Annotated in this window: 13 protein-coding genes; 5 read left to right on the top strand and 8 right to left on the bottom strand. The window is 61.8% G+C overall.

Annotated elements, in window-relative coordinates; translation table 11 throughout:
• Position 1: 1 nt before the first annotated feature.
• From nagA to QEZ49_RS03485, 3 genes are all read right to left on the bottom strand, one after another.
• Positions 2 to 1177, bottom strand: coding sequence for an N-acetylglucosamine-6-phosphate deacetylase (gene nagA / locus QEZ49_RS03495; RefSeq protein WP_280384265.1), 1176 nt, complete (start codon positions 1175 to 1177; stop codon positions 2 to 4).
• Positions 1174 to 2205 carry an SIS domain-containing protein gene (locus QEZ49_RS03490; RefSeq protein WP_280384264.1) on the bottom strand — a complete coding sequence of 344 codons (1032 nt, stop codon included), beginning with the start codon at positions 2203 to 2205 and terminating at the stop codon, positions 1174 to 1176. The genes nagA and QEZ49_RS03490 overlap by 4 nt, the downstream gene beginning before the upstream one ends.
• 120 nt (positions 2206 to 2325) lie before the next feature.
• The gene (locus QEZ49_RS03485) at positions 2326 to 2901 is read right to left on the bottom strand and encodes a hypothetical protein (protein ID WP_280384262.1); all 576 of its coding nucleotides are present in this window, start codon (positions 2899 to 2901) and stop codon (positions 2326 to 2328) included.
• Positions 2902 to 3136: 235 nt separating this feature from the next.
• Between QEZ49_RS03485 and QEZ49_RS03480 the strand changes: the two genes are divergently transcribed.
• The 3 genes from QEZ49_RS03480 to QEZ49_RS03470 all read left to right on the top strand — a co-directional run bounded on the left by QEZ49_RS03480 (position 3137) and on the right by QEZ49_RS03470 (position 4210).
• Positions 3137 to 3418, top strand: a complete 282-nt coding sequence (locus QEZ49_RS03480) for a DUF883 family protein (protein WP_068458894.1) — start codon at positions 3137 to 3139, stop codon at positions 3416 to 3418.
• 40 nt (positions 3419 to 3458) lie between these two features.
• Complete coding sequence (locus QEZ49_RS03475) at positions 3459 to 3683, top strand: hypothetical protein (protein WP_280384259.1); 225 nt, start codon at positions 3459 to 3461, stop codon at positions 3681 to 3683.
• Positions 3684 to 3802: 119 nt separating this feature from the next.
• Complete coding sequence (locus QEZ49_RS03470; RefSeq protein WP_280384258.1) at positions 3803 to 4210, top strand: hypothetical protein; 408 nt, start codon at positions 3803 to 3805, stop codon at positions 4208 to 4210.
• Between the two features lie 53 nt (positions 4211 to 4263).
• Here QEZ49_RS03470 and QEZ49_RS03465 read toward each other — a convergent pair whose 3' ends face one another.
• Positions 4264 to 5874, bottom strand: a complete 1611-nt coding sequence (locus QEZ49_RS03465) for a GTPase domain-containing protein (RefSeq protein WP_280384256.1) — start codon at positions 5872 to 5874, stop codon at positions 4264 to 4266.
• Positions 5875 to 6195: 321 nt separating this feature from the next.
• Between QEZ49_RS03465 and pepN the strand changes: the two genes are divergently transcribed.
• Complete coding sequence (gene pepN / locus QEZ49_RS03460; RefSeq protein WP_280385064.1) at positions 6196 to 8853, top strand: aminopeptidase N; 2658 nt, start codon at positions 6196 to 6198, stop codon at positions 8851 to 8853.
• Positions 8854 to 8995: 142 nt separating this feature from the next.
• The gene (locus QEZ49_RS03455) at positions 8996 to 10159 is read left to right on the top strand and encodes a HAMP domain-containing sensor histidine kinase (RefSeq protein WP_280384254.1); all 1164 of its coding nucleotides are present in this window, start codon (positions 8996 to 8998) and stop codon (positions 10157 to 10159) included.
• A gap of 158 nt (positions 10160 to 10317) precedes the next feature.
• Here the strand turns inward: QEZ49_RS03455 and QEZ49_RS03450 are convergent, their stop codons facing one another.
• The 4 genes from QEZ49_RS03450 to QEZ49_RS03435 form a co-directional block, all read right to left on the bottom strand.
• Positions 10318 to 10785 (bottom strand): periplasmic heavy metal sensor, encoded by a 468-nt coding sequence (locus QEZ49_RS03450; protein WP_280384252.1) that lies wholly within the window; start codon positions 10783 to 10785, stop codon positions 10318 to 10320.
• On the bottom strand, positions 10782 to 11363 hold the full coding sequence (locus QEZ49_RS03445; protein ID WP_280384251.1) for a hypothetical protein: 582 nt from the start codon (positions 11361 to 11363) through the stop codon (positions 10782 to 10784). Before QEZ49_RS03445 ends, QEZ49_RS03450 begins: the two co-directional genes overlap by 4 nt.
• Before the next feature lie 64 nt (positions 11364 to 11427).
• On the bottom strand, positions 11428 to 12003 hold the full coding sequence (locus QEZ49_RS03440) for a sigma-70 family RNA polymerase sigma factor (RefSeq protein WP_280384249.1): 576 nt from the start codon (positions 12001 to 12003) through the stop codon (positions 11428 to 11430).
• Positions 12004 to 12309: 306 nt separating this feature from the next.
• The gene (locus QEZ49_RS03435) at positions 12310 to 15270 is read right to left on the bottom strand and encodes a bifunctional [glutamine synthetase] adenylyltransferase/[glutamine synthetase]-adenylyl-L-tyrosine phosphorylase (protein WP_280384247.1); all 2961 of its coding nucleotides are present in this window, start codon (positions 15268 to 15270) and stop codon (positions 12310 to 12312) included.
• Positions 15271 to 15328: the final 58 nt, after the last annotated feature.

The raw sequence follows: 15328 nt of genomic DNA, 5'->3' as shown, positions 1-15328 counted from the left end.
GTCAACCGGTTGCCGATTCCTGCTCCGCCATCTCGTTCGGAACGCCAGCAACCCAGGTTTCCAGCACATCGACGTCGAAAGGTTCGAACGCAACCATGTCGGCGCGGAATCCCGGAGCAAGCCGCCCCAACACGGTTCCAAGCCCCAAGAATTCCGCCGGCTCCGTTGAGGCAAAACATAGCGCTTTCGTCAGCGGCACGTGCAGATCGCGCACGGTATTGCGCACACAGCTAGCCATATCGATTGCCGCGCCAGCAAGCGTGCCATCCTCGCGCGTGCAACGGCCATCGCGCACCGTGATCTCATTGCCATAAAGCGTAAAGCTGCCGCGTTTGCCGCCAACCGGGGGCATCGCATCGGTCACCAGCATCGGGTGTCCGTAACCGCGCAGCGCAATCCGCAGCACTTCGGGGTTTACGTGCACGCCATCGACAATCATGCCGAACCATGCGGCCGGAGCTTCCAGCGCGGCCGTGATCGGCCCGGGTTCGCGGCTGCCGATGGGGCGCATCGCGTTGAACAGATGCGTGAAACCGGTCATGCCGGATTGCAGCGCCGCCTGCGTTTCATCGTAGGTTGCCATCGAGTGTCCGAGCGAAACGCGCACGCCCGCCTGCGATAAAGCGGCGATGAATTCCAGCGGCACCTGCTCGGGCGCTAACGTCACCAGCACGTTGCCTGCGGGCCAGCCCGTCAGTAGTTCCAGGTCGGCGGCGTCGGGCTTACGGAACATCTGCGGGTTGTGTACGCCCGGTTTTCCCGGCGACAAAAACGGCCCTTCAAAATGGATGCCGAGCACGCTGGGATTGTCAGCCGCCGCAGCCTGTGCGGCCAGCATGGCGGCGCACATCTTGTCGTGCGTATCGGAAATGAGCGTGGGTAGAATGCCGGTGGTGCCATAGCGGCGATGCGCGGCTGCGATCGTGTTGATGGCGGAAGCGGAAGGCGCATCGTTGAACAGCACGTCGCCGCCACCGTTCACCTGCACATCAATGAATCCCGGCGCCAGCCACGTATCACCACCCAGCTCCAGTACCGGCATGGATGACGGCAGTGAATCCGCAGGCACCACATCAACAATGTGCGCGCCTTCGATCACAACCGCATGCTCGGGAAGGACGGCGACACCATCGAAGACATTGGGAGCGGCAACCGCATGGCGCGCATTTTTCGTCATAGCGTACTCGTCACCTTGTTGAGATGGCGCGGCCGATCGACATCGATCTCCAGCCGCTGCGCAAGTTCCACCGCCATCGCGTAGAACGATTGTATCAGACAGATGGCATCGGTTTCCGGCTGATCGGGCGGCAACACCGGCAAACGCCCTGCAGCTTTTTCACCCGGCTCGGCGACGAACAGTTCCGCCCCCATACGCCGAAGTTTGACTGCAAGCTCATCCATTCCCGGCGCGGCGGCGTCGGTGGGCTTGAACATGATGATGGGATATTCGGCCTCAACCAGCGACACCGGGCCGTGCATGAACTCCGCGCCGCTGAACGCTTCCGCATGGCGGCTGCAGGTTTCTTTCAGCTTCAATGCCGCTTCGCGCGCTATGCCGAGCGTTGAGCCGCGCCCAATGGTGACAAGGCTCGGCGCCTCGGATAGCGATGGCAGCGCCGCGCTCCAGTCCAGGGCTGCCGCCTCAACGAGCCGTTCCGGCAAGCGATCAAGCGCCGATTGCAGGTGTTTGTCGCCCGACCATTGCGCGGTCAGACGGGCCAGTGCCGCCGCCGTAGCGATGAACGTTTTTGTTGCAGCGACGCTTCGTTCCGGCCCGGCACAGATCGGCAGTACGATGTCGCACATGTCTGCCAGCGGAGAATCTTCAGCGTTGGTGATCGCGACCGTCAGCGCACCGGATTTTTTCGCGCCCTCCGTCAGCGCCAGCAGATCGCTGCTTCGGCCGGACTGCGAAACCGAAAGCACCAGTTGATCCTTGAGCTTGAGGCCACCGCCATAAATGCTGGCGATGCTGGGCGCCGCCGGAGAAACCGGCAGGCCGACATAGCGCTCAATCAGATGTTTGCCGAATGCGGCGGCGTGGGCCGAGCTGCCACGCGCGCACGTCACAACCACTTGCGGCGGACGGCTGATCAGGCGCGCCACCAGTTCCGCCAGTGGCTCCGCCAATGCCTGCTGCTGCTGAAAAACGGCTGTCGGAGCTTCGCTCAGCTCCTGTGCCATCAGCACGTTGGTATCACCCATAGCCCTCACCTTCACCGCACCGTCGCGCCACCAACACTTGCTTTATTGACGGTCTGGGAAGCTATGCTATGGCATCAGAGACGGACCCCGGGTTAACGGCAACAATCGCATCAATTGTCGCTATTTTCGACCGCTTCCATTTACCTTCTTCCGTGCACCGAGCGCCCATTCAGCGATCTTATCGAAAGCGTTGCTCATCGGTCCGGTCGGATCGGCGTGCGCTAACTTTGACAGCACTCTTTCGAACGATGACGTATCGGGCATGGAAGGCATTGACGGCACGTGCAAGCGAGAAACCGCGCTGCTGAGCTGATCCGCCAGATTGTTAAGGTCGGCGCGCGTTACGTTCGGCACCCAGCGCTCACGCAACGTCTTTTGACGCGGTGCGCGCGGAACCAATGCCACTGCAAGCAGCGCGCCAAGGCCCGCGGCCAACGCCATTGAGATAACAGGCTGCCTGCGGATAGACTGTTGAACAGTATCCACATGGGGCTTCACCGCTTCGGCCGCCGCGGACGCCGCCGCCCGGCTGCGCTGCTCCACAATCGTTGACACTTCGTTTGCGAGTGACGCGAGGGTGGCGCGCAGATCGGCGATCGTTTCAGCACTTTCCGCGCCGCCTGAACCGGCCCGCGTTGCCTTACCGCTTGCGTTGTTTTTCGCCTCGGACTCTGAGTGCTTTGCAGTGTTCGCCATGGGGCTCGGCTCCTCTTCCGCGTCAGCCCCAACGGGAGCGGACAAACCAGATTGCCTGTTTAATCGGTGTGCATTTGAACGTTGCGGTTGACGGATCGGTTCCTCACCGGCGTCCCGCACACCCGACCAGGCAAAACACGGGCTCGCGGAACCGGGATGTTACCGCCAACGTTTTGCGAAGGTCTTTCAGTTATGGTGTTTGCCGCCGGTAAATTCCGGCAACAGGAGGTTGTCCATGCAGTTCTCGTCCAATCGCTCACCCGACGATCCGAACGACCGTTCGGCCGCCGCAGACGCCAGCGATAGCTTGCAGTCGCTGCGCGATGACATCGCCAGTCTGGCCGATTCCGTTAAGCGTCTGGCTTCGGAGCAGCTTGGGGCCAACATGGAGCAGGTGCAGGACAAGGCGAAGGAAAAGCTTGGCGACGTGGAGACGGCCATTCGCAAGAACCCGACCCAGGCGGCGTTGATCGCGGCCGGTGTTGGTTTTGTCATTGGCCTCATCATGACGCGCTAAGCGATCGCCCCCCAACCTCATTCAACGGACAGGAGCAACCATGGCTTCCTATTCTGAAAACAAATTCGGCGCTGAGGCCGAACGTAACATTCGCGGCGCAGCCAATGCGGCTCAGGACAAAATCCATGAGACCGTGGAGCACGCTCAGGCCGTCGCGCAGGAACAATATGATCGCGTCGCCGATCACATACGCCGCAAACCGCTGCAGTCTGCCGGCATCGCTGTCGGTATCGGCTTTGCGCTCGCCCTTCTGGCCCGACGCTAGAGCGCGATCGCTTCCCTTCGAAAAGCGATGCCGCTCTAGCCTTTGATGAGACCGATGATTGACGCTTCGGACTGATAGGGTCCGAAGCGATCATGGTCTAAACGAGTTCGGAGACTGAAATGATCGGCGACGCCGTTCTCTATGCAGCAAGCCGCGCGACACATACCGCCATCGAGAACGTATCCCGGCGCATCACCTGGACGGTGATCGCCTGCGTCTTCTTTCTCACAGCGCTGATACTCGGCATCCTGGCAGCTTATCTTTTATTGGAACCCGAACTGGGCAAACTTGGCGCTGTTGCAGCTCTCGCCGGAGCGTTCTGTATCCTTGGCGCTCTGGCGATTTCGGTGCCGTGGATCGTTGATCGCTTTCATCAGTATCAGCACGATCACAACACACCCGCGCAGAATATCGCCCAGGCCGTTGATGACGAGGCACACAACGCCGTCGATTATTTTGGCGCTTTGCAAACGGTTGCCACGGCATTTCTGTTTGGGCTTGGCGCTGCCCGCAGATTGCGGCGCTGATGATCGAGCGCGCACCGTTGTATTTGCGCACTGCCAACTCGGATCCAGCAAAGCTATTTGCGTTTGAACACGCGCGGCAGCATGGTCCGCGCTGCGGTTCGTGCGGCATTGCCCGCCTGCCCCGCAAGCCGCTTTGCACTCCAGCGGGGCGTTGCATCTTCCATCAACCGCAACAACTGCGCCTGCCGTGCGTCGGGCACGCGCGCTGCGATGCGTTCCGACAGTTGCTCGATGTTGTAGGGCGGAAACTGCGGCGCAAGGCTGACCGGCACGACATCGTTTTTCGGCACGCCAAGGCCTTCGGCCACCTTGCGCACCATTTCAACGACGCCTGTTTCCGTCAGATCGATGTCATCGTTGGACAGCGGCACACGACGCATGAGCCGGTCGGCATGGGTCAGCGCAACAACGATCGGCGGCTGACGGCGATGCGGCGTGCCGGTGAAATGCTTGCGAATACCGGTTATCGCCGCCAGATCGAGACGTCCGTCAGCTTTATCAGCCGAGATAGCCCAGACGATGAGGTCAGCGTCGCTGCCACGATCGGCAAAGCTCTGCTGCTCCTTTTCGCTGGCCCCAACGCGCGGACTGTCGATCACCATTGCACCGCTGAGGCCTTGCAGCTCCACCTCATAGGCTTGAAAATCGCGCGTTCCGCCGGGCGCGTCGACGATGGCGCGAACCTCCTTTGACAGCGCATTGATAAGGCTGGATTTACCCGCACCGGCCTGCCCCGCCACCAGAATTCGCAGCGGCTCGGCGCGCGCGAGTTCCCGGCTACGATCCCGCAGCGTCGAGGCGCTCACGTGGCCAGAAAGCTGAGTCTCGGAAACGCGCAACCGGCCGCCATATAGATCTATCGCAGCACGACCGACTTCGCGCACATAGGCACTGGAAAGCTGGCGCGCGAGTTGATCTTTCACGTTGGCATAAAGATGCTTGGTAATCTGCTCGCGAGCTTCCTGCGCCGCAGCCGTGATTGGATTTGCGAGCCGGATGAGACGCCAGAGGTCGTAAGCCTTCGAGGCGACGCCGATGGCCGAACGCCAGCCATAGACTTTCATCACCTGGCCAACCGTGAGCTGATCGCCGAGCGGAATATTCTCGACCACAAACGGACGCAGGTCGCCGCTGACCTGCTCAACGAGAGCCAGGGCTTCAGGAATTGTAAACTTCCACAGCGGGTCGCGATCCTGCGGATGGATCTGGCGCGCGACCGCCTCGATGGTACGCAGGCCGAGGTTCAGCACCGCATCCCGGTCGGTCAGCTCGGCTGGCTTAACCGACGCGGCGATGGCTTCGACAGCGGTCCACGCCGCCTGCTCACGCACGGTCCACGAAGGATCCGGCGCAACGGACTGCGCTTCCGCTTCGGCGGCAAACTGGGCTTCCGGTGTCTTGTCCAGTGAGCGACGCAACAGAATTGCCTGCACCGAGAACGCCAGCAGGCTGAGCAGGAACGCGGCAGCCATCCAATAGAGCGCCCAGCCCCGCTCCCAGAGCCAGAGCCAACCGAGCGGCAACAGGGACGCCATAGGCAGCAGCAGCGCTGAAAACAGCATGGCACCGCGCAGATAGAAAAAGGCTTTGCTGCGCGGTTTCTGGCGTTTGCCGCCAGTGCCGAAATCGCCGGAACCTGTCTCCTGTCCGTCGCCCATGCTCATTTCTTTTGCTCAGATCCCGCGCACCGCTGCCCGCTTCAGGTTTTGAGAAACGTGCCCACACCGGTAAGGTAGGGAAACAATGGGCAATCACAAACCGCGAGCGTCCGCTTGCTCACAGCCGATTGGAGACTACGTCACCGGCTGTTAACGCTGCCACCAACTCATCGCGGCTTTACGTCCTGAGGCCGGCAAATGAGCCCGCCCGGTCATGACGCGCTAAGTCCCGCTGCGTATAGTGATGCGTTGGAATTTGGCCGCAGATGGGGCTTTCGAGACCACCTTGGTTCGGATGCCGCATATGCCGGCTTGAGAGTGAGAATGATGAAACGCGATACGACCGCACCGACCGTCCACCTCAAGGACTATCGCCCGCCCGCCTATCTCATCGATCGCGTCAACCTCGATATTTCGCTCGATCCCACCCGCACTGCGGTGAAATCGCGACTGTCGGTGCGCGCCAACCCCAAGGCTGCCGTCAAACGCGGGCCGCTGCAGCTCGACGGGCAGCATCTGGAACTGGGCGACATCAAGCTCAACGGACGCGCACTGACGAAGAAGGACTACAAGCTCACCGATACGTCGCTGACGCTGACCAAACCGCCGGTGAAGCCGTTCACGCTTGAAATCACGACTTACATAAACCCGGACGCCAACAAGGCGCTTTCGGGCATCTATCGCTCCAACAATGTCTATTGCAGCCAGTGCGAAGCGCAGGGCTTCCGCCGCATCACCTATTTCCTCGACCGGCCCGACGTGCTGGCTACCTATACCGTGCGGCTCGAGGCCGACCCGGCCGCCGCTCCGGTGCTGTTGTCAAACGGTAACCTGCAGGAACGGGGCATGATCGACGGCGGCGCACGTCATTATGCGATCTGGCACGATCCGCACCCTAAGCCGTCATATCTATTCGCCGTCGTAGGGGGAGATCTGGCGCCGATCAGCTCGACGTTCCGCACCATGTCCGGCCGCAAGGTTGATCTGGCCATCTATGTTGAGCACGGCAAGGAAGCCCGCGCCGCCTGGGCCATGGATGCCCTCAAACGTTCCATGAAGTGGGACGAAGAGCGCTTCGGCCGCGAATACGACCTGGATGTGTTCAATATCGTCGCCGTGTCGGATTTCAATCTCGGCGCGATGGAGAACAAGGGCCTCAACATCTTCAACGACCGCCTGGTGCTCGCCTCGCCCGAAACGGCAACCGACACCATTTTCGAGGCGATCGAGAGCGTCATCGCGCACGAATATTTTCACAACTGGACCGGCAACCGCATCACCTGCCGCGACTGGTTCCAGCTTTGCCTGAAGGAAGGCCTGACGGTTTTCCGCGATCAGGAATTTTCCTCAGACGAACGCTCGCGCACGGTGCAGCGCATTGTCGATGTCCGTCAGTTAAAGGCGCATCAGTTCGCTGAGGATGCTGGCCCGCTGGCCCATCCGGTGCGTCCTGAAAGCTTTGTTGAGATCAACAACTTCTACACGGCGACCGTGTACGAAAAAGGCGCCGAACTGGTGCGTATGATTGCGACCATTCTGGGCGCCGACGGCTTCCGCCAGGGCATGGACCTCTACTTCGACCGTCACGACGGCGAAGCGGCAACCGTCGATCAGTTCCTCACCTGCTTTGAAGATGCCAGCGGTACCGACCTTGGCCAGTTCAAGCTTTGGTATTCGCAAGCCGGCACGCCCGAAGTCATCGCGCGGCTATCCTATAACAAGGATCGCAAGACCGCCGATCTGGAGCTTGAGCAGATCGTGCCACCCACGCCGGGGCAGCCGAACAAGAAGCCGATGCACATTCCGGTGCGCGTGGGCCTGCTGGGCGCCAACGGGCACGACATCGACCTGAAACTTGAGGACGGCAGCACACCGCGCGACGGCGTCATAGACCTCACCAAACGGCGCCAGCGCTTCCGCTTTGTCGACGTGCCATCCCAGCCGGTGCCTTCGCTGTTGCGGGGTTTCTCCGCGCCGGTCAACATCACCGTCGACTTGCCCGACGCCGACATCGAGTTGCTGATGGCAGCCGATAGCGACCAGTTCAACCGCTGGCAGGCGGCCAACAGTTACGCCGCGCAAACCCTCGTCGAGGCGGTGCGCAACATGGCTGCGGGCAAACGCGCATCGGGCCGCGGGCTGCGGTATGCGCGGGCTTTGGGCGCTGCGCTCATCGACGGCGACTTGGAACCGGCCTACCGCGCTGAGTTGCTGAAGCTGCCGACGCAATCGGATGTTGCGCGCATTATCGGCAAGGATGTCGATCCAGCCCTGATCCAGCGCGCGCACCGGCAGCTTTCCAAACTGGTGGGCCGCACGCTTGGGCCCCAACTGGAAGACCTTTATCGCCGCATGGCCGTCAAAGGCCCGTTCTCGCCGGATGCAGCCAGCGCCGGCAAACGCGCACTGCGTAATGCCGCCCTCACTCTGCTGACCGCACGGGGCAGCGAGAGCGACATCAAGCGCCTCGCCAGACATTACGCTAAAGCAACCAACATGACGGACCGCGCCCACGCGCTGCATCTGCTCGCTGCCAAGGGCGGTGCTGAAGCCAAGGCCGCGCTGAAGGATTTCTACGACACCTGGCATGGCGACAATGTCGTCATCGACACCTGGTTCGCCGTGCAGGCCCAGTCGCCGCTGAACAGCACCATCACGCGCGTGCGCGCGCTCACCAAGCATCCGCTGTTTTCACTCACCGCGCCCAACAAGGTGCGCGCGCTGGTCGGTACATTTGCCTCCGGCAATCCGGTCCAGTTCAACCGCCCCGATGGCGCCGGCTATGCCTTCCTGGCCGATCAGGTGCTGGCGCTCGACCGCCTCAACCCGCAGATTGCCGCCCGCATGCTCGGCGCATTGCGATCCTGGCGGTCGCTTGAGAGCGAGCGCCGCGCCAAGGCCCGCAAAGCCCTGCAGCGCATCGCCCGCACCAAATCACTATCCTCTGACGTGCAGGAGATAGCGTCGCGAATCCTGGATGGCTGATGCAAGAAAAATTCCTTAGCATCAAAGGGCTTATTCAGCCTCGACAGCCGATTCGCGATGGTGTGAACTGTAGTTGGTGATCTGGGGTTCGCAGGCCTTCCGGCCGGCGCAAAACATCAGACATTCATACCGGGGGTAAGGGATGGCGTGGACAACGTCGGCGGACCTGCGCGCGCGCCCAACTTTTGGGACCACCGCCGCAACGGCAGTTAGGCAGGCCGGACAGTTCGCCGCCCAAGCCACCCGGGTTGTGCATGGCAATCGCCAGACGCAAACCGTTACAGCCTTGACTGTGTTGAGCATCGGCGCGCTGACGCCAGTGCTTCCCGCCGCCGTTACCGCCAGTGCGCTGCTGCTATCGGGCAGCATCCTCGTAGCGCTCGGGGCTGGCGCCAACCTTGCGTCTGCTACCCAGTCGGCAAAAAAAACATCGTCGTCGGACGATCAGCAGAACAGGCCCGAAAACTATGGGGCCGACACCGCTCAGGGCAGCCAGGGACCTGTATCAAATTACATGCAAGCCCGGCATCGCCACGCGGGCAAGCAGCCGCAAGACCGACGTTCCAAAGCTGAAAACCGCAAAGCTACCGCGCTTGACCCCAATCACGATTGGGCCGACCTGATGGCGCGGATCAATCACGAGCTGCGCACGCCGCTGAATGCCGTGATCGGCTTCTCCGAAGTCATGTCGCTGGAGATGTTCGGGCCAATCGGAAACGAACGCTATCAGGACTACCTCCGCCATATCAACGACAGCGCTGGCGAGCTTTTGAAGTCGGCTGAGGATACGCTGGCACTGACCGCCCTGCTGACCAACCACCGCGACGCCGTCGTTCGCGAAATCTGCACGCTCCATCAGGCCGTCGTCGAGGCGTGGGCCTTTGTCGAGCGCAAGGCAATGGCCCGGAACATCCGCATCGAGTATGCCATCAGCGCTGAAATCGAGGTTCTCAACGAGCCCCGCGCGCTGCGGCAGATCTTCGTCAATCTGCTTTCGGAAGCCATCGCGCGTACGGAAGATGGCCACACTATCTCACTGGTTGCCATTCCCGATGGCGAGCTGATCGAGGTTGTCGCGACGGTCCGCCAGGAGCGCACTGAAATCGCCGCACGCAACGGCAGCCTGGCAATTACGCTGGCCCGCACGCTGCTGGAAATGCAAGGCACATCATTGCTGGAAATCGAACCCGCAACCGGCGGCTGGACCGCCGTCACCGTGCTGGACCGCGCCGCGCAGGAAGATCTGTTCGCCTCGCGGCGTGAAACTGTCGACGATAGCCACTACCAGACGCGGCGCTACGCCTGAAATTTCAGACGTCTTGCTTCTCGCACAACGCGGTGCCCCAACGACTGACGCGTTCCGCCATGCGAACAGCTTGGCCTGTATGAAAAGGGCCGCACCGACACTTCGGTACGACCCTGTCAAATACTCGTTACGACACTCACATCTGTCCGTGCAGGCTATCAATGCCCAGGCGGCTTGGGCATCGGACGATGCTTCTCCAGCCAATCGTGCAATTGGCGCCGCTCTTCTGGCGTCAGATGCTGCACGGTGGCGTTAAACATCGACACCCGGTCGCGCGCAATTTCAGTCTCTGCGTTGACGATACCGTTCAGCGCTTCATCCAGCTTGGCTTGATCAAACGGCTCGGCAATGATTGCGGCGCGAACTTTGGCACGCGCATCGCGGATCAGACTGCGCAGATTTTTGCGTGTTTCCTTGCCGTCATCAAACTTCTGCAGGATGGGCCCACCGCGCTCGTCGGGCAGCGAGCGCGCAAATCCAAGCAGACCACCCTTCGGCGGCCCCATGTGCCGACCGTGGCCGAAATGCGAAAGGCAGATTGCGCCCGTTATTACGCCGATGACAAGCACGTTGAGTGCAAGCGAGGCCACCAGCAGCCAGCGGAGCGCACGCGGTGAAAGGCTCATAGCAAGTCCTCGTATTGGCCATCGACTTCCGAGCTCAGCGCAAGCTGGGAAATATCGTAAGTCGATGATGCGTCAGTGCGGGAATCTTCCAGCCCTGCAACCTGCGCCATCTGGGTCATCGTGCCAGTGAAGGCACCGCCCCACCCGAGCATGACACCCAGAACCAAGGATGCCGCCAGCACCGCAGCGGCTGGCCAATCGCCGAAGCCCGCAACAGCACCGCTGCGCACCGCGCGCCGTTCACGCACAGCCGAAAGGCTGGTGACAGACGCGCCGCCAACGTGCGGCTGATCAGAGCTAACCGAATCGCCACGCGAAGCACGCTCGGCCAATGCCGCCGCCATTATGCGGCCCTTCAAGGCTTCAAGGCTTGCATCCCCCGCAGGAGTTGCCTGATCCAGAAGACGGTCAAGCGCCTGGGCCCGCGCCAGCATCTTCGCAGCCTCAGGATCATCACTGATGATGCCTGCGAACCGCAACCGCTCACGGGCAGGCCAACGCGTCCGGTCGGCGCCGTAAATATCAAGGAGACGCTCCAGCGCCTCTCTATCAACTGCCTGCTTGTTGTTCTTCGACATCGCCTGCGTTCCCGTTTCTGGGTCGTCTTCGATCAAAACACAAAATTATCGCTGATCCGTTCGCTCACTCTGGCAAGCTCTCGGACAGAAGCTCTTGCAACTCATCACGCAGAGCAGCTTTCAGACTTCGACGGGCGCGGGCCAGAAGTGATTCAACCGCCTCATCAGAAATGCCCATGATTCTGCCCACTTCAATCTGGCTCAACCCTTCGTAGTGAAAAAGTGTCAGCGCCGTGCGCTGGCGATCCGGCAGCGCCTTCAACGCCGCATCTATACGACTGCTGGCCTGCTGAGCCTCGAGATCGGAATGCTGCGTTGCGGGCTCCGCCTGCTCGGGCAACTCTTCAACCACCGTCAGTCGTTTGCCCGACCGCAACCGATCGACACAAAGGTTGGAGACCACCCGGCGCAGCCACGGGCGAACACCGGTTGCTCCAACATCCAGACCGTCGGCCGACCGCCAGAGCCGCAGCATTGCTTCCTGCGCCACGTCTTCAGCCTCCGCGTCGTCGCGCAGCATCCGGCGTGCAACCGCCAGCACACCGCTCAAATGGCGATCCATGAGCGCGCGGAACGCCCTGGCGTCGCCGCCAGCCGCTGCCGTCACCAGCGCGGCTTCCTCACCTGCCACAGCCCCCATTGGCCGTTCTCCCTGGCCATCCGGCCTCAAACCTGCCGGTCCCAGTTCCTCTGCCACTGCCAATCTCGACAACATGGCTACCAAAGTCCGCTCCAGTTTAACGCCGGATGGGCCGTTTCTACGACCTCGGCGGCGGCCCCTGCGGCCTACCGCTCCCATTCACCGTGTTAAACGGACCTCAACTCAATTTCCGTCGCCGCCGAGCCAATTCCAAACCCGCCCGAGCTGTATGCTCCGGTCGTAATGCCTAAAGAAGAGCCCTTAGACCCGAGCAACAAAGCCAACGCACTGTTATTTCTATGTTTTTCACGGCCTATACTGCACCAGCTCATCAAACAGTTCGGCGACCCGCGCCTGATTTTCCCGCAGCCGGAACTCAAGCTCCTCAAAGGTCGGCGCTTCACCCGCCACCGCCAGCAGCTTTTTCAGGCCCCGAGGGGCGGTCGCCGGATCGAACCGGCCATCAAGGCAAAGGCGCAAGATCTGGGTCAGGTCGTGCAACAGCCGCGTCGCCGGGATCAGAACATCGGCATGTTCGGCGCGGAGCAGGCCAGCATCCCGCAGCTTGCGGTAGGCACCGATCGTGTTCTGATTCAGAACTTCCGGGTGCTCGGCCGCATACACGAGTTGCAAATACTGGGCGATGAACTCGACATCGACGAGGCCGCCGCGAACCTGCTTCAGCTCCCAGATATCGCTCGAGCCCTTCTCCTTGAATATCCGTTCGCGCATCTCACGCACGTCGCCCGCGATTTTCTCGACGTTACGCGGCCAGACCAGTGAAGCCTGCACCGCGGCCTCGACCGCTGCGCACAACGCCTGCGGTCCGGCGATCGCGCGCCCACGCGTGAGCGCCATGTGTTCCCAGGTCCAGGCCTCGTTGCGCTGATAGGCAACAAAGGTCCGCAGTTGCGTCGCCACCGGCCCCTGCTGCCCGGAAGGACGCAATCGCATGTCGACCTCGTAGAGCGTGCCTTCCGCGGTAGCCGACGAAAGCGCGGTTATCAGCCGTTGTGTCAGGCGCGCATAGTACTGGCCCGGCGCCAACGGGCGCTCGCCATCGGACTGGATGCATTCGGGATCGAAATCATAGATGACGATGAGGTCGAGATCGGAGCCAGCTGTCATCTCGCGGCCACCCAGCTTGCCCATGGCCAGCACGGCCGCACCGCCGCCTTCGACGCGCCCATGCACACGCACCAGCTCTCGATCGACCGCACGCTTCAGCGCTGCAATCATACGCTCAGCCAGCAACGCATAAGCGCCGCCCGCCTGATTGGCCTTGATGGCTCCGGACAACACACGCACGCCGATAAGGAACTGCTGCTCGTTGCCGATCACCCGTGCGCGGTCCAGCACATGCTGCATGTCATGTTCGCCGCTCCCCAATTCAGCGGCGATGAGGCGGTCGAGATCATCAGACGAGGGCAGCGCACCGAGCGTGCCGGGATCCAGCACCGCATCGAGCAGACGCGGACGCCGCGATAGGATACCGGCCAGACGCGGCGCCGTGCCCATGATGTCCGCCAACAGCCGTAGCAACGCAGGGTTGGCGCGCAGCAACGAGAACAGCTGCACACCGGCCGGCAGAGCAGCAAGAAAGCGATCAAAGCTCATCAGCGCGCGATCTGGATCAACAGTATCCGCCAGAGCTTCAACCAACAGCGGTTGCACCTCCGTCAACCGTTCGCGGGCCCGCGCCGAACGCACGGCGGCGTAACGGCCATGGTGCCAGCCGCGAATGGTGGCGAGCACGTCCGATGGCTGCGAGAAGCCCATGGCCTTCAAAGCAACCACCGTCCCCGGATCATCGTTCTCGCCGGCAAACACCATATTTACCGCGCCCGGTGTCAGTTGCGGCGCATCCTCGAACAAAGCCGCGTAGTGACTTTGCACGGTCTCAAGGCGCTGGATCAAAGCCTTCGAAAATGCTGCCGTATCCGCATACCCGCAGAATTTCGCAAATCGCTCCAGCCGCTGCGGATCGTCGGGAATTTCGTGCGTCTGCTCATCTGCGACCATCTGCAAGCGGTGTTCTACGCCGCGCAGAAACTCATAGGCTTCCGTCAGTTCCTCCGCCACAACCGGCTTGATCCAGCCGCGCTCAACAAGACGCTGCATCGCATCCAGCGTTCGGCGTGCGCGCAGATCCGGCTGCCGCCCGCCCGCAATCAGCTGCTGCGTCTGTACGAAGAATTCGATCTCGCGAATACCGCCGCGCCCCAGCTTCACGTTGTGTCCGGCAACCGCAATCTGGCCGAAACCGCGATGGGCAAAGATCTGCCGTTTCATCGCGTGCACATCGGCAATCGCGGCATAATCGAGATACTTGCGCCACACGAACGGCGCCAGCTCCTGCAACACCGCTTCGCCCGCGGCTACGTCGGCTGCACAGGCACGCGCCTTGATAAGCGCCGCCCGCTCCCAGTTCTGGCCGAAGCTTTCATAGTAGATCAGCGCCGCACCGGTTGAGAGCGCAAGCTGCGTGGCACCGGCATCGGGCCGCAAACGCAGATCGGTGCGGAACACATAGCCATCGCCGGTGCGCTCCGACATGAGTTGCACCAGATCCCGCGTCAGGCGCACGAAGAAACCCGGCGCTTCAACACCGGGCGCCAGATGCGCGCGATCGGGATCGTAAAAAACGATCAGGTCGATATCGCTGGAATAGTTGAGCTTGCTAGCCCCATACTTGCCCGTGGCCAGTACGATATAGCCGTCAGGCGCAATGCTGCCATCGGCGTTCAGCAGCCATTGGCCACGCTTTGCGGCCTCACGGAACAGCCACGAAACGGCACTGGCAAGCGTTGCGTCCGCGCAGCGGGTAAGCGCGCCGGTAACTTCCGTAACATTCCAGACGCCGCCCAGGTCTGCGAGCGCCGTCAGCAGCGCAACCTCGTTCTTGTAAACGCGCAGCGCTTTAAGCACCGCAGCGCGATCTCCCGCAGCGTCCGTCGCCGCGTGCAACTCCGACCTCAATTCCGCCATACGCTGCTCCGGCGCGGTCGAAAGCAACCGCACCAGACGCGTCGGATCGCGATCGATAAGCGCTGTCAGATAGGGCGAACCGGCAAATATCCCGGCAAGCAGCGCTTCGGCGCCGGCAGCGCGCAATGCGTCCTGCATCGACGGCAGCACGCCTGCTTGTTCCGCATGCTGCTTCAGAACCGCCATCGCGTCGGCGGCACGCATTTCATCGCCTGCAACCGGCGCCACTTTGAGGCGCGCCATCAGCGGAGCATGGTCTGGTGTCTGCTGGTCGGCCATCTAACCTCGCTAAACTCGGGATATTTCCTTCCCCCGTGTTTAGCGGTCCCGGGCGCGC

The sequence above is a fragment of the Hyphomicrobium sp. D-2 genome, assembly GCF_029872155.1.
In the GTDB taxonomy this organism is placed as follows: domain Bacteria; phylum Pseudomonadota; class Alphaproteobacteria; order Rhizobiales; family Hyphomicrobiaceae; genus Hyphomicrobium_A.
The sequence above is the reverse complement of the archived record's forward strand: the minus strand, read 5'-3'. Positions and strand labels throughout refer to the sequence as shown.

Bases quoted from the DNA above. Each gene is read 5' to 3' on its own strand.
- QEZ49_RS03445 (WP_280384251.1), bottom strand. From the start codon at position 11,363: ATGTCGAAGAACAACAAGCAGGCAGTTGATAGAGAGGCGCTGGAGCGT.
- QEZ49_RS03480 (WP_068458894.1), top strand. From the start codon at position 3,137: ATGCAGTTCTCGTCCAATCGCTCACCCGACGATCCGAACGACCGTTCG.
- QEZ49_RS03470 (WP_280384258.1), top strand. From the start codon at position 3,803: ATGATCGGCGACGCCGTTCTCTATGCAGCAAGCCGCGCGACACATACC.
- QEZ49_RS03490 (WP_280384264.1), bottom strand. From the start codon at position 2,205: ATGGGTGATACCAACGTGCTGATGGCACAGGAGCTGAGCGAAGCTCCG.
- QEZ49_RS03435 (WP_280384247.1), bottom strand. From the start codon at position 15,270: ATGGCCGACCAGCAGACACCAGACCATGCTCCGCTGATGGCGCGCCTC.
- pepN (WP_280385064.1), top strand. From the start codon at position 6,196: ATGAAACGCGATACGACCGCACCGACCGTCCACCTCAAGGACTATCGC.
- QEZ49_RS03455 (WP_280384254.1), top strand. From the start codon at position 8,996: ATGGCGTGGACAACGTCGGCGGACCTGCGCGCGCGCCCAACTTTTGGG.
- QEZ49_RS03475 (WP_280384259.1), top strand. From the start codon at position 3,459: ATGGCTTCCTATTCTGAAAACAAATTCGGCGCTGAGGCCGAACGTAAC.
- nagA (WP_280384265.1), bottom strand. From the start codon at position 1,177: ATGACGAAAAATGCGCGCCATGCGGTTGCCGCTCCCAATGTCTTCGAT.
- QEZ49_RS03465 (WP_280384256.1), bottom strand. From the start codon at position 5,874: ATGAGCATGGGCGACGGACAGGAGACAGGTTCCGGCGATTTCGGCACT.
- QEZ49_RS03450 (WP_280384252.1), bottom strand. From the start codon at position 10,785: ATGAGCCTTTCACCGCGTGCGCTCCGCTGGCTGCTGGTGGCCTCGCTT.
- QEZ49_RS03485 (WP_280384262.1), bottom strand. From the start codon at position 2,901: ATGGCGAACACTGCAAAGCACTCAGAGTCCGAGGCGAAAAACAACGCA.
- QEZ49_RS03440 (WP_280384249.1), bottom strand. From the start codon at position 12,003: ATGGGGGCTGTGGCAGGTGAGGAAGCCGCGCTGGTGACGGCAGCGGCT.